We start from the raw sequence: 12772 nt of genomic DNA on the forward strand, positions 1-12772 counted from the left end.
GCAGGCAGTGCCTCGTACCGCACTGCATCCCACATGACACCCGCATGCTGAGGGCCTCGCGGGCTGAGGGCCTCGCAGGCTCAGCGCCGACCGACGAACCAGCGACGGATCAACTCGATGCGTTCGCCGACCTGTTCGGAGGAGGCCTTGTCGAGCGTCGGCCCCCCGCACTGCTGACGCAGGTCGTTGTGGATGACGGCATGCGGCTGGCCGCTCTTGCGCGCGTACTGCGCGACGAGGCCGTTGAGCTCCTTGCGCTGCTTGGCGAGGGCACGGTGCGCGGCGACGGGTTCGTCGTCGTCGGTGCGTCGCGTGCGCCCGGCCTTGGCCTGCTTGGCCTGACGTTCACGCAGCAGGCTCGCCATCTGATCGGGCTCGAGCAGACCGGGCAAGCCGAGGTATTCCTGCTCGTCCTGGCTGCCGACGTCACCGCCCATGCCCCACTGCTGCGCGTCGAATAGGACGTGGTCGAACTCGGCCTGCGACTCGAGCGCCTCGAAGGTGCCGTCGTCGGCGAGCATCCCGGAGGCCTTCTCCTCACGGTTGGCCTCGGCGAGCAGCCCCTCCTCCTCCGACCACATGTTGTCCTCGGGGTTCTCCCCCGCGCGCTGCGGACGGTCGAGGGCGTGGTCGCGCTGCTCCTCGAGACGCGAGGCGTGCTCGAGGATGATCGGCACGGTCGGCAGGAACACCGACGCCGTCTCGCCGCGCTTGCGGGCGCGCACGAAGCGTCCGACGGCCTGGGCGAAGAACAGCGGCGTCGACGTCGACGTCGCGTAGACGCCGACGCAAAGACGCGGCACGTCGACACCCTCGGAGACCATGCGGACGGCGACCATCCACCGCTCGCTGCTCTTGGCGAAGTCCTCGATCCGGGAGCTCGCGCCCGCGTCGTCGGAGAGCACGACGGTCGGTTTGGTGCCAGTGATCGCCTCGAGCGTGCGCGCGTAGGCGCGCGCGGCCGTCTGGTTCGAGGCGATGACGAGGCCGCCCGCGTCGGGCACGTGACGTCGCACCTCCGACAGGCGCTTGTCGGCGGCCTGAAGCACGGACGGGATCCACGCGCCGTTCGGGTCGAGCGCGGTGCGCCAGGCGCCTGCAATGGCGTCCTTCGTCATCGGTGTGCCGAGACGCGCCGCGATCTCGTCGCCGGCCCGGGTGCGCCATCGCATGTTGCCGCCGTAGGCCATGAACAGCACGGGCCGGACGACGCCGTCGGCGAGCGCCTCGGCGTAGCCGTACGCGTAGTCGCTCGCCGAGCGACGGATGCCGGCGTCGTCGACCTCGTAGCGCACGAAGGGGATGGGGCTCGTGTCGCTGCGGAACGGGGTACCGGTGAGGCAGACGCGTCGCGCGGCGCCGTCGAATGCAGTGCGCAGCGCCTCGCCCCAGCTCTTGTTGTCGCCGCCGTGGTGCACCTCGTCGAGGATGACGAGCGTCGGCGTGCGCTCGGTGCGGATGCGGTGCACCTCGGGGTTGCTCGCGACGCCCTGGTAGGTGAGGGCGACCCCGTCGTAGTCGGACGCCTCATCGACCTGACGGTTCGTGAACCTCGGGTCGATCTGGATGCCGACGCGCGCGGCCGCGTCGGCCCACTGCGTCTTGAGGTGCTCGGTCGGCGCGACGATCGTCACCTTCTTGACGATGCCGCGCCCCAGCAGCTCCGTCGCGAGGCGCAGCGCGAACGTCGTCTTGCCGGCGCCGGGGGTTGCGACGGCGAGAAAATCGCGCGGATCGGTGCTCAGGTACCGCTCCAGCGCACCGGCCTGCCAGGCGCGCAGCTTGCCCGCGGTACCCCACGCGGCGCGCTCCGGGAAGGCGGGTGAGAGGTGCTCTGCAGCCGAGGTACTCATAGGCCGAGCAGTCTACCGGCGCCGAACGAACTCCCCGACCTGGCCGCCGCCACCGACCGTTCAGGCCGGCCGGAACGCGCGCGACAGCCCCCACGAGGCCGGGGACGAGCACCATCGGGACGGCGAATCCGTAGCGCAGGGACGTGTCGCCGAGCGCGCCCGTCCCCGTCAGCACGGCTCCGAGCAGGGCGCCGACGTAGTTGAACTGGTTGAAGCGCGCGTTGATCGCGTCGCTGCCGGCTTGGACGGACGCCGCGTCCGCCTCCGGGTGTGCGTCGCGGGCGAGGCGCGCGGCCACCGAGTACGACAACGGCGCGACGAGCGCCGCGGGGCCGAGCCGCGCCGTCAGCCAGTCGCCGCAGCTGCGGCTGAGCAGCGAGCACACGAGGTACGGCAGGGTGGCGACGGCGACGAGCGAGGCCGGTGAGGCGAAGGTGTGGTGCAGGTAGGTGGGCGCCCACGTCGTCACGGCGATGTCGACCATGTAGAACACGACGAGCGCGAGGGCGAGGGTGAGGATGCGGCGCCAGGGCAGGCTGCGCGCGGCGGGGGCGTCGGCCCCGGATGCGATGGGCGCCGGTTCCGGCCGCGCGTGCGGGACGTACGGCGCGAGCGTCGCGGCGGCGGGCAGGATCATGAGCACCGCGGCGGCGACGCGAAGCCCCAGCGATGCGTCGCGAGCGCGATGAGCGTGCCGAGGACGCCGCCGCGCGTCCACGCCCCGTGGAACGTCGACATGAGCGGGCGCCCGTAATGGTGCTCGATGGCGACGGCCTGCATGTTGCACCCGGCGTCGACCAGGCCGAGGCCCAGGCCATACGCAGCCATCACCGACTCCAGTGCGCCGACGCCGTGCGCGAGGCCGATGTGCGGCAGCGCGACGACGATGGCGGCGAAGCCGACGCGCAGGCTGCGCGTCGTGCCGCCGCGCGCGGCGAGGAACTCCCGCGCCACCGAACCGAGCCCCCGCGCACAGCACGAGCGTGATGGGGGCAGGCCGCCACCGCGGGAGCACTCTCGTCGCCGCTTCGTCGCTTCACCCAGCAGGCTCCCAGCTGACGAGACGGGCTGGGTCCCGACGGCGCGTCGAAGGGTGTCGGCGCCGCGCCGGGCGACGGCGGAGGGTGGGGTGAGCATCACACCCTGGAGTTGAGTAGCGCTCAACCCACCATGCGGGGCGTCCGCGCGCCTAGGGTGGAGTCAGTCATGGACATCGAGCACTCGATGGCCCCAGCGGCGCGTCGCCGATCGGTCCATCGAGGCCGCTCACCCCTGGCCGGGGCTCGCAGGGAAAGGACGAGAGTCATGGTTCGCACGAGAGCCCAACTCACCGATGCTCAACGCGAGAAGCTCAGCGCCGTCACTGCGGCGCGCGAAGCGCGTCTCGCCGCCGAAGCGGAGTACCGGCGGGCGGTCGCCGCCGCCGATCAGGCGAAGGTGACGAAGAGCGCCATCGCCGAGGCGGCCGGCGTCAGCGTCGAGGCCGTCCGCACGGTGCTCATCCGCATGGCCGAATCGCACGCGCCCGCAGTCGAGGTTCGTGAGCACCTGACGGGGGTGGACGGCGGTTCCGCGACGGCGTCCACCGCCGCGGGACCGGTCGTCACCGGCGCCGTCGGTGCGGCCCCGGTCACGGGCGACGTCAGGCAGCCTGTCGCGAAGGCGAGCTGACGCCCGTCGGCGTCACTCCCCGCCGTCCTGCGGCGGACGCAGGCCCTGGTAGATCTCCTTGCACGTCGGGCACACCGGAAACTTCTCCGGGTCGCGGCCCGGTACCCACACCTTGCCGCACAGCGCGGTGACGGGCTCGCCCGACAGCGCCGACTCCATGATCTTCTCCTTGCGCACGTAGTGCGCGAAGCGCTCGTGATCGCCGGGCTCGGAGAGCTGGTGGTCGACCTGCTCTCGCTCCAGCACCGCCGTCGACGTGCCCGGCCCTCCGAGGCCGCCCGGGCCGTCGGGCGCGCCGAGGGGCGATGACGGGTCGTCGATCGAAGAGTTCCACACAACCGGGTTCATGGGCGCCAGTGTAGGCGCGCCGCCCGCGGCGGGCCAGGGGGCAGCGAGCCGAGGCGTCAGGCGGCGGGTCAGTTGAGCGTCGGGTCGTCGGGGAACGACGCCAGGAGGCACGTCGGGATGGGTTGGCGTGCGAGGACGCGCGCCCACAACGTCTCGGGGTCGGCGTCGAACAGGTCGGCGATCTCGGGTTCGGCGCGCACCCACCACCCGTCGGCGAGTTCGACGTCGAGTTGGCCCGGCTCCCAGCCGCAGTTGCCGGCGAACACGCGCAGCCCCGACAGCTGCGGGGCGACGATCTCCGGCGGCGCGTCGAGGTCGACGACGGCGAGCGAACCGAACAGTCGCGTGGCGCCCACGACGTCACCGCGCCCCGGCACGCCCGCGAGCGCGACCGCCGTGTCGAGGCCGACGGGCCCGCCCTGGAAGAGACGATCGGGCGTCGAGCACGCGGACTGCCACCCCGGAAGGACCGAGTCGACACCGGCCTCGAGCGGTTCGGTGAGCACGACGCCCTGGGCGCCGTCGTCACCGTGGTGGAGGACGAACACGACGCTACGGGTGAAGATGTCACCCTCGTCGCGGTCGTGGGCACGAGGCACCGCGAGGAGCAGTCGGCCGGTCAACGAGGTCACCCGTCCATTGTGGAACACGCCCGCCCCGAACGCGATGTTGCCCGGTGATCGGGCACGGGGCCCCGGATCACCGGGCAACATCAGCGCAGATTCAGTCGGCGTCAGTCGCGGTTGCCACGGTAGCCACCACGGTCGCCGCCGTACCCACCACGACCCCCCTGGCCGCCGCGACCACCGAAGCTCTGACGACGGTTCTCGCGCTCGAAACCACCGTCGATGTCGTCGCGGTAACCGCGCCCGCCACCGAAGCCGCGGTCGTCGCCGCGTCCGCGGCCCTGGCCACGGTCGTCGCGGTCGTTGAAACGTCCACGACCACCACGGTCGAAGCCGCCGCCACGGCCGTAACCGCCGCGCCCGCCGTCACGACCACCGCGGTCGTAACCACCCCGGCCACCGCGCTCGTAGCCACGGCCGCCGCGACCACCACGGTCGTTGCGCGGCGCGAGGGTGCGACGCAGGTCGTCCTCGGAGATCGAACGGCCCTCGGGCGTCGAACCGCCCGCGGCGACGATCGCCTCGTCACCGGGGCGCGTGCGCACGAGGCTCACGTCGACGCCGGCGGAGTCGAGTAGACGCTGCATCGAGCGGCGCTGGTGCGGCAGCGCCAGGGTGATGACGGTGCCCTTCTCCCCTGCGCGGGCCGTACGGCCGGCGCGGTGCAGGTAGTCCTTGTGGTCGGCCGGCGGGTCGACCTGGAGCACGACGCCGACCTCGTCGACGTGGATGCCGCGCGCCGCGACGTCGGTCGCGACGAGCACGGGCACACGCCCGTCCTTGAACGCCGACAGGACACGGTTGCGCTGACCCTGGTTGAGGCCACCGTGCAGCGCGGCAGCCATGACGCCCTGCTCGCGCAGCTCTGCGGCGACACGGTCGGCGCCCATCTTGGTGCGGACGAACACCACGGTGCGTCCCTCACGGTTCGCGACCTCGGCCGTCACGACCTTCTTGTCGCGCGGCTCGATGAGCAGCGCGTGGTGCTCCATCGTCGTGACGGTGGCGGTGCCGTCGTCCGTCGAGTGCGTCACCGGGTCGACGAGGTACTTGTCGACGACGGTGTCGATGCCACGGTCGAGCGTCGCGGAGAACAGCAGGCGCTGGCCGCCTTCGGGCACGAGGTCGAGGATCTCGGTGATGGCCTCGAGGAAGCCCATCTCGGCCATGTGGTCGGCCTCGTCGAGCACGGCGATCTCGACGCGGCTCAGGTCGGCCGCGCCACGCTCGATGAGGTCGGACAGGCGACCCGGCGTGGCGATGAGGACGTCGACGCCGCGCTCCAGCGCGGACAGCTGCGGCTCGTACGGCATGCCACCGGCGACGAGCTTGTGCTTGAGACCGACGACGTGGACGAGCGGCTGCAGCGCATCGCTCACCTGCATCGCAAGTTCACGCGTCGGCACGAGGACGATGGCGCGCGGCTGGTGCGCGCGAGCCTTGCCGCCCTCGGCGAGACGCGCCAGCATCGGCAGACCGAAGCCGAGCGTCTTGCCCGAACCCGTGCGACCGCGGCCGAGGACGTCCTTGCCGGCCATCGCGTCGGGAATGGTCGCCGCCTGGATCGGGAACGGCTTCGTGATGCCGTCACGCGCCATGCGCTCGACGAGCGCCTCGGGCAGCCCGAGCTCGGTGAACGTCATGATGACGCTCTCGTCGATCTCGTCCGACTCGCTCTCGTCGAAGCCCGCGTGCTCGCCGTCGGCCGTGCCCGCGGTGGCGTTCGTGGCGTCGGCGGGGTCGGTGTTCTGCGCGTCGGTGTTGTCGGCGTCAGAGTTGGTCGTGTCGGAGTCGGCGGCGTCAACACCGTCGCGCTCGGCGTCCGTGGCGTCGGCGGTGGGAGCGTCGTCGACGCGGACGTCACCCTCGACGTCGCCGTCGACGTGGACGCGCTCGTCGGGGTTCTGTTCGCCGACGACGTCGACGTTCTCGCGCTGGATGTTCTCGCTCGTGGCCGCGTCGGCCTCGACGGTGGTCGCCGCGACGTCGGCGTTCGCCGCCGTCACGTTCTCGACCTGCGCGTCCTCGACGCGGGACTCGTCACGCACGGGGGCGTCGTCGAACGAGCGGTCGGGGCGCCCGAAGCGCTTCTCGCGGTCGAAACCGCCCTCACGGCGGTCGTCGCGGCGCTGGAAGCCGCCGTCACGGCGGTCGCCACGGTTGAAACCGCCGCGGTCGTCGCGACGCTGGAAGCCGCCCTCGCGACGGTCGTTGTCACGGTTGAACCCACCGCGCCGGTCGTCACGGCCCTGGTAGCCACCACGACGGTCATCACGGTTGAAGCCACCGCGACGGTCGTCACCGCCACGGAAACCGCCCTCGCGACGATCGTTGTCGCGGTTGAAACCACCACGACGGTCATCGCCACCACGGTTGAAACCACCGCGGTCATCGCGACGCTGGAAGCCACCCTCGCGACGCTCGTCGCGGCCCCCGAAACCACCACGACGGTCGTCGCCACCGCGGTTGAAACCGCCACGGCGGTCGTCGCCGCGGAAGCCGCCGTCACGTCGGTCGTTGTCGCGGTTGAAACCACCACGACGGTCATCACCGCCGCGGAAGCCGCCCTCACGGCGGTCGTTGTCACGGCTGAAACCACCACGGCGATCATCACGGCCCTGGAAGCCGCCACGGCGCTCGTCGCTACCGCGGTTGAAACCACCACGACGGTCGTCGCCGCCGCGGAACCCGCCCTCACGGCGGTCGTTGTCACGGTTGAAGCCACCGCGTCGCTCATCGCGGCCGCGGAAACCACCGTCACGGCGGTCGTCACGGGCCTGGAAGCCGCCACGACGCTCGTCACCGCCGCGGAACCCGCCCTCACGGCGGTCGTTGTCACGGCTGAAACCGCCGCGTCGCTCGTCGCGTCCGCCCGCGGCGCCGTCGCGGCGTCCTCCGAAGTCGCGGCCGCCGGAGCGGTCCTGGCCGCGCTTGGCGCCGGCCTTGTCGGCGTGCGACCAGCGCGGCTTCTTGCCGTTGTTGTTGTTCGTCGAAGACATGGGTGTGAACCTCTCGGTCGAGAGCACCGAAGGCGAGCACGCCAGAGAGCCCGTGGAGCACGTGGGCTGGAAGGATTGCGTACTGGGTGGATCGGCGCTGTTGCGTGGGATCTCGGCGCTCACATGACGGCGTCACATCGTGGGTGACGCTCAGAGAACGGGCCTACTCTCACCACCACGTGCCGCCACAGGGAGTAGCTGCGGGCACGCTCAAACCGAAAGCAAACCTACTGAACGCAAGATCAATGGTCCCCCAAGTCTACGTCACGCCCGGCGGCGCAGCTGACGCGTCAACCCCCACGCCAGGATGATTCCTGTCACATCGGCGAGTGCGTCGCGCCAGTCCGCGTCGCGCTCCACGACGTCCGTGCCCTGGATCAGTTCGGAGATCGGCGCATAGAACGCGAGCATGAGCGCCACCCATCGCCACCGTCCGAGCAGTGCCAGGAGGGCGGGTCCGCCGAACATGCAGGCGTGGACCACCTTGTCGGCGTGGGGGAACAGCTCACCTTCTGCCCCGCTCGAATGGAACACGTACAGGAGGTACGTCTGCAGTGCGAGGGCGAGCACGAGCAGCGCGCGGCAGGCGCGGACGAGGCGGGAGTCGGAAGGGGGCATCCCGTGCAGTATCGCACCGCGCACGTCCGGCGCCCTCTCGGCGGGTTCTCAGGCTGTCGGCCTAGCTTCGAGCGGCTGCGACGAGGCAGCCCCGCGCCCAAGGAGCTCTCATGACGGTGCACTTCGATCACGCCGCCCACGTCGCGACGATGTGGCTGCCGCAGCTGTCCCCCACCCACGCGACGGTCGTCTCGACGCTCGCCGCGCTCGCGTTCTGCGCCGTGCTGATCGGCGCGATCGCGTGGATGTTCGCGTCGATGTGCCTGGAGCAGGCCCACCCGTGGCGCTTCGGCGTGATCGCGGCGCTCGCCGTCGTCGCGCTCGTGGCGGCGGTGCCGTCGATGCGTCATCGCGTGGCGGGCCCGGCGCCCATCGCGTCGGCCACGGCGACGATCGAGCGCGCCGACGCGTTGAGCGCAGCGCGTGCCGCCGCCGTCCCTGAGAAGGACTGGCGCCCGGAGGCGAAGGCCGTCGCCGCGCCGGCCTCGAGTGACGTGACGTGGTCGCCCGATGACCTGCACGCCCTCAGCGTCGCCGCGCAGAAGAAGAACGGGCTGACAGAGACGTACGCGCGAAGCCGCATCGAGGTCGACTCGACCGGCCAGGACACCGCGACGATCGCCGCGCACGGCACGACCTACCTGACGAAGGACGACAAGCGCGTCCGCTGCGTTGCACGCGTCAAGCACGTCGTGAAGAACAACGTCGGCCAGCCGCTGGCCGCCGACCTCGACCAGGTGGTGTGCGTCCCGGCGGCCTGAGGACACTGCGTTCTGCTGCCTCACACGGCCCGTGCCCCTTTCACGGCTCGACCCCGACGCTCACACCTTCTTGGAGCATTCGGGGCCGGAGCCACGTGCAATGGACTCCGGTGAGCGAAGCGGGCGCCCACAGACACGGCATCGCCCCACCGATCCAGCGGAGGCGTCATGTGGGGCGAGATCCAACACGACGGGGCCGGGCGCTCCCCCAACACCTCGCGGGTTCGCTGCCTCATCACACCGTCGAACCCGTCGCGCACGGCTCGATCGTGGTGCGGTTGGAAGCCGTGGTTACGCAGGTGGTTGTCCTTGTTTCCCACGAGGAGGTTCAGCACTGTGCGCTTCCACAGCTCCGCGAGATCCACACGGCCGGAGGCGGCCATGTGCGGTTCGAACGCTTCGGCCACCGCCACCAACGGTGATCCCAGCGTGTGCGGCGATGTCCAGGCAGACCTTCTCCCATGCGACGACGTCGGTGTCGTCCTTGGTCGAGGTGAACTTCGCCAACATGAGGTGCCCGTTCTCGTCCACGACGACGGCCTTGGGGCGCGCACCACCCATCGACGAACCCGCATCGAACGGTTCCTTGATGTCCGCGTCGCTGTCCGTGTGACTCTCCGCTCGCCGCGCCACCGCCTCGAGGTGAGCCTGGTCGAGCATCTTGGGCACGCGTGCGCTCTCGCTCATCTCGACTCCGTCGCGCGCGAAGCGAATTGCGCCCATCCGTAGCCGGTCGCGCACGGCGAGAAGGATGTCGACTGCGTCAGGCACACCCCTGCCGTCGGCCTGCCACGTCCGTTCGATGATCTGCCGGCCCCACCGAGCAGGTGCGCTGTCCGAGAAGACCTGCGGCAGGGGCCCCTTCTCGGCATATGTCACCTGAGGCGCACTGCCTGCCAGCACGGGCAGCGCCGGCGACAGCGAGTAGCCGTACTCAGCGCTCGCCCACGACTTCTCATAGCGGAAAGTGCCACCGCTTCGTGGATGCGGATGCCACGTACCGACCGTCATGTCCTCACCGTCGACCGACGTCGAGACGCTGATGGCGGCGCCGCTCATCTCTCAATCCTTCAGCGGCGCAGAGCTGGCCAGAGCCCTCCCGCGTGCGTACTGGTAGGGATCGGTGGACGCCACGAGCTCGTCCATGGGCGATCTATTGATCGAGAAGTCGGGCGGGACGGCCATCAACCCGGCCGGGTTTGTCCCGATCTATGACGCCGATCGTGCAGCGGTGGCTCGGCATCGGCGAGTGGTGAAAGCCGGACCGCACGACGTGCAAGAGCCCGCCGTCACCCCTCGGGAGGGATGACGGCGGGCTCCGTGCCACACGCGTCACGCAGCAGCCTGATTCACGCTGCGTGACGAGTTCTGCGAACAGCCGCTCGGCCTCGCGACCGATGCATGGAGGTGGTGGAGATGGGGGGAATTGAACCCCCGTCCATCGACGGCGATCCAGGGCTTCTCCGGGCGCAGTCATCCTGCGGATTTTCTCGGCCCCGCGGCAAGGAATGACACATTCCGCGACAGGCCCAGTCGAGTGAGAGTCCCACAACGCCCCTCGACAAGACGTTGCAGCAAGTTCTCTAGCTGATGCCAGACACTGAGTCGAGAACTAGCTCAGGCTGACAGACTTCGGGCTCGCTCAGGCGGCGAGGGCGAAGTCGGTGCGCTTGGAATCGGCACCTATAAGTTTGCAGAGAGCGTTAACGAGATAACTCTGCATCCTCGGCCCGCTTCCCCTGGGACGGCGACCGATGTCGAAACCGATCATCCCCATGGAAACTGTTCGCTCTGTGGAGTTGTGCTTACTGACGAATCAGCGTCCGTCAGTCTAGCGGTTCAACAGCGAAGGACGCGAGCGCATTCCCACCCGCTGCGCCTCTGCCGTGTCATGCGCCACACGAGGATCGCTTGGCGCCTCACCCCGCGAAGACTATCGTTGTTCCTCGGTCGTTGCATCTTCAATCACTTCGCCGCACGGACACGTTGCGTCGCGCCACGGCCGACCCCATCCCGACGAACGGCGGCCAACGCGCGGCTGCACTCCCCAGGGCAGCGCCCGATCGCCCTGCTGCCCGCGTTCGATCCCGCGCGCATCACACTCCGTCGGTTCCTCGCCGGCCTCTCCCCCACGCCTGCCCCGGCCCCTCAAGGGCGCCAACTCGAGAAAGGAGGGGCTGATGTCGACTGCTGCTGTCAGCACTCACGGCCCCGACGCACCCGTGGAGTCATCCACCGACAACCCCGCGAAGCCCAACCTCAGCCTCGCGCTCTTCGTGATCGCCTGCGCCCAGCTCATGATCGTGCTCGATGGGACGGTCGTGAACATCGCGCTACCCCACATCCAGACCGATCTGCACTTCAGCCAGTCCGGCCTTCAGTGGGTCGTCACCTCCTACGCGCTGGCTCTCGGTTCGCTCCTGCTGCTGGGCGGGCGCCTCGGCGACATCTTCGGACGCCGCCGCATGTTCACCGTCGGCATCGCCGTGTTCGCTCTCGCCTCGCTGCTCGGCGGCATCGCGCCCAACCCCACCCTCCTGCTCGCCGCGCGCGTGCTCCAGGGTGCCGGTGCGGCGCTGGCTCAGCCGGCGGCACTGGCCCTCGTCAACACGACGTTCCCGCCCGGCAAGGAGCGCAACCGCGCCATGGGTGTCTACGCCGCGATGTCCGGCGCCGGTGCAGCGATCGGCCTCATCCTCGGCGGCGTGCTGACCGAGATCGACTGGCGCTGGACGATGCTCATCAACGTGCCCATCGGCATCGCCGTCGCCGTGCTCGCACCCCGCGTGCTCGTCGAATCCGACGGTCACGAGGGCACCCTCGACATCATCGGCGCCGTCACGGCGACCGCGGGTCTGTTCGGCATCGTCTACGGCCTGTCCAACGCCGCGTCCCACTCGTGGGGCGACACCTGGACCCTCGTGCCGCTGATCGTGGGCACCCTGCTCGTCATCGCGTTCGCTGCCATCGAGAGCCGCACCGAGCACGCCCTGTTGCCGATGCGCATCCTCGCCGACCGCACGCGAGGCACCGCGATCCTCGCGATGCTCATCATGGGTGCCGCGATGTTCGCGATGTTCTTCTTCCTCGGCCTGTACATCCAGCAGGTGCTCGGTTATTCGCCGGTCAAGTCCGGTTTCGCGTTCCTGCCGTTCAGCCTCGGCATCGTCATCGCCGCGGGCCTGTCGCAAAACCTCGTCACGCGCATCAAGCCGCGCTACCTCTCGGGCTTCGGCGGCCTGCTCGCAGCAGCGGGCATGTGGTCGTTCACCCAGCTCGACACGCACTCGAGCTACGCGACGCACCTGCTGCCCGGCATCTTCGTCATGGCCCTCGGCATGGGCTTCGTCTTCATCCCGATGACGCTCGCCGCCTCCCACGGCGTCGAAGCGAAGGACTCGGGGGCCGCCGCCTCCGCGCTCAACACCGCGCAGCAGATCGGTGGTTCGATCGGTCTCGCCGCTCTCACCACGGTGTATTCGCACTATGCGACGCAGCGTGCCGACGAGCTCAAGGCCGCCGCCGCTGCCGCGATGGCGAAGGTGCCGACGTCGGTGCAGGGAACGGCTGAGTTCAAGTCGAAGATGCAGGCCCAGCAGGCAGCCGGAGCGCTCGACGTGCAGACCTTCGCCTCGACGCACGGGTTCTGGGTGGCCTCCGGCATGCTTCTCGTCGGAGCCCTGCTCATCCTGATCTTCATCACGATTCGCAGCGACGAACTGCAGACCGACGGGGCAGCGCCCACCGCGCACGTGGGCTGACGCGGTCGCTTCAGCTTGCACACCCTCGCCTCTGGGCGGGCTCGACCCTGCGTCGGGCCCGCCCAGAGGCTTTTCTCACGTCCGGTGTGGTGCGAGACACGCGTGTGTTGCCAACTGTTCGCTATTGGTCGGTTT

General features: G+C 70.0%; 11 protein-coding genes, 1 other RNA gene and 2 pseudogenes. 4 read left to right on the plus strand and 10 right to left on the minus strand.

The genetic code is table 11. The features are described from left to right. Positions 1-80: 80 nt before the first annotated feature. Complete coding sequence (locus EDC82_RS09540) at positions 81-1853, minus strand: DEAD/DEAH box helicase (RefSeq protein WP_074041185.1); 1773 nt, start codon at positions 1851-1853, stop codon at positions 81-83. Between the two features lie 209 nt (positions 1854-2062). Here EDC82_RS09540 and EDC82_RS09545 point away from each other — a divergent pair, with 209 nt between their 5' ends. Continuing rightward, complete coding sequence (locus tag EDC82_RS09545) at positions 2063-2302, plus strand: hypothetical protein (protein WP_062257649.1); 240 nt, start codon at positions 2063-2065, stop codon at positions 2300-2302. A gap of 184 nt (positions 2303-2486) precedes the next feature. Here EDC82_RS09545 and EDC82_RS09550 read toward each other — a convergent pair whose 3' ends face one another. Next, a complete protein-coding gene (locus EDC82_RS09550) occupies positions 2487-2807 on the minus strand; it encodes a hypothetical protein (RefSeq protein ID WP_062257647.1) in 321 nt (106 codons plus the stop codon). 351 nt (positions 2808-3158) lie between these two features. Here EDC82_RS09550 and EDC82_RS09555 point away from each other — a divergent pair, with 351 nt between their 5' ends. Beyond that, on the plus strand, positions 3159-3524 hold the full coding sequence (locus tag EDC82_RS09555; RefSeq protein ID WP_038568880.1) for a hypothetical protein: 366 nt from the start codon (positions 3159-3161) through the stop codon (positions 3522-3524). A gap of 12 nt (positions 3525-3536) precedes the next feature. On the opposite strand, the gene EDC82_RS09560 is transcribed toward EDC82_RS09555, so the two are convergent. The 4 genes from EDC82_RS09560 to EDC82_RS09575 all read right to left on the minus strand — a co-directional run bounded on the left by EDC82_RS09560 (position 3537) and on the right by EDC82_RS09575 (position 8115). Next, positions 3537-3872: a DUF3039 domain-containing protein gene (locus EDC82_RS09560; protein WP_050786634.1), complete on the minus strand. Its 336-nt coding sequence runs from the start codon at positions 3870-3872 to the stop codon at positions 3537-3539. A gap of 68 nt (positions 3873-3940) precedes the next feature. Beyond that, entirely contained in the window at positions 3941-4504 is a 564-nt protein-coding gene (locus EDC82_RS09565; protein WP_074041184.1) for a YqgE/AlgH family protein, read from the minus strand. A 101-nt stretch (positions 4505-4605) separates the two neighbouring features. After that, positions 4606-7497, minus strand: a complete 2892-nt coding sequence (locus EDC82_RS09570; RefSeq protein WP_131941287.1) for a DEAD/DEAH box helicase — start codon at positions 7495-7497, stop codon at positions 4606-4608. 264 nt (positions 7498-7761) lie between these two features. Continuing rightward, positions 7762-8115 carry a hypothetical protein gene (locus tag EDC82_RS09575; RefSeq protein WP_074041183.1) on the minus strand — a complete coding sequence of 118 codons (354 nt, stop codon included), beginning with the start codon at positions 8113-8115 and terminating at the stop codon, positions 7762-7764. A 110-nt stretch (positions 8116-8225) separates the two neighbouring features. On the opposite strand from EDC82_RS09575, the gene EDC82_RS09580 reads away from it, so the two are divergent. After that, positions 8226-8876: a hypothetical protein gene (locus EDC82_RS09580; protein ID WP_074041182.1), complete on the plus strand. Its 651-nt coding sequence runs from the start codon at positions 8226-8228 to the stop codon at positions 8874-8876. 60 nt (positions 8877-8936) lie between these two features. On the opposite strand, the gene EDC82_RS14965 is transcribed toward EDC82_RS09580, so the two are convergent. From EDC82_RS14965 to ssrA, 4 genes and pseudogenes are all read right to left on the minus strand, one after another. Beyond that, complete coding sequence (locus tag EDC82_RS14965; protein ID WP_222122248.1) at positions 8937-9065, minus strand: DUF6011 domain-containing protein; 129 nt, start codon at positions 9063-9065, stop codon at positions 8937-8939. 143 nt (positions 9066-9208) lie between these two features. After that, positions 9209-9451: pseudogene (locus tag EDC82_RS15275) on the minus strand (hypothetical protein); the annotation flags it as partial. Between the two features lie 142 nt (positions 9452-9593). Further along, positions 9594-9935: pseudogene (locus EDC82_RS15280) on the minus strand (HipA N-terminal domain-containing protein); the annotation flags it as partial. 349 nt (positions 9936-10284) lie between these two features. Then, positions 10285-10651, minus strand: a transfer-messenger RNA (tmRNA) gene (ssrA, locus tag EDC82_RS09595). A 405-nt stretch (positions 10652-11056) separates the two neighbouring features. On the opposite strand from ssrA, the gene EDC82_RS09600 reads away from it, so the two are divergent. Beyond that, entirely contained in the window at positions 11057-12637 is a 1581-nt protein-coding gene (locus EDC82_RS09600) for an MFS transporter (protein ID WP_131941289.1), read from the plus strand. The last annotated feature ends 135 nt before the right edge of the window (positions 12638-12772 follow it).

Origin of the sequence: Dermacoccus sp. SAI-028 (assembly GCF_004346775.1) — a bacterium.
GTDB classification, from domain to species: Bacteria; Actinomycetota; Actinomycetes; order Actinomycetales; family Dermatophilaceae; genus Dermacoccus; species Dermacoccus nishinomiyaensis.

Coding starts and splice junctions, on each gene's coding strand:
- EDC82_RS09560 (WP_050786634.1), bottom strand. CDS start 3,872: ATGAACCCGGTTGTGTGGAACTCTTCGATCGACGACCCGTCATCGCCC.
- EDC82_RS09540 (WP_074041185.1), bottom strand. CDS start 1,853: ATGAGTACCTCGGCTGCAGAGCACCTCTCACCCGCCTTCCCGGAGCGC.
- EDC82_RS09580 (WP_074041182.1), top strand. CDS start 8,226: ATGACGGTGCACTTCGATCACGCCGCCCACGTCGCGACGATGTGGCTG.
- EDC82_RS09555 (WP_038568880.1), top strand. CDS start 3,159: ATGGTTCGCACGAGAGCCCAACTCACCGATGCTCAACGCGAGAAGCTC.
- EDC82_RS09600 (WP_131941289.1), top strand. CDS start 11,057: ATGTCGACTGCTGCTGTCAGCACTCACGGCCCCGACGCACCCGTGGAG.
- EDC82_RS09570 (WP_131941287.1), bottom strand. CDS start 7,497: ATGTCTTCGACGAACAACAACAACGGCAAGAAGCCGCGCTGGTCGCAC.
- EDC82_RS09575 (WP_074041183.1), bottom strand. CDS start 8,115: ATGCCCCCTTCCGACTCCCGCCTCGTCCGCGCCTGCCGCGCGCTGCTC.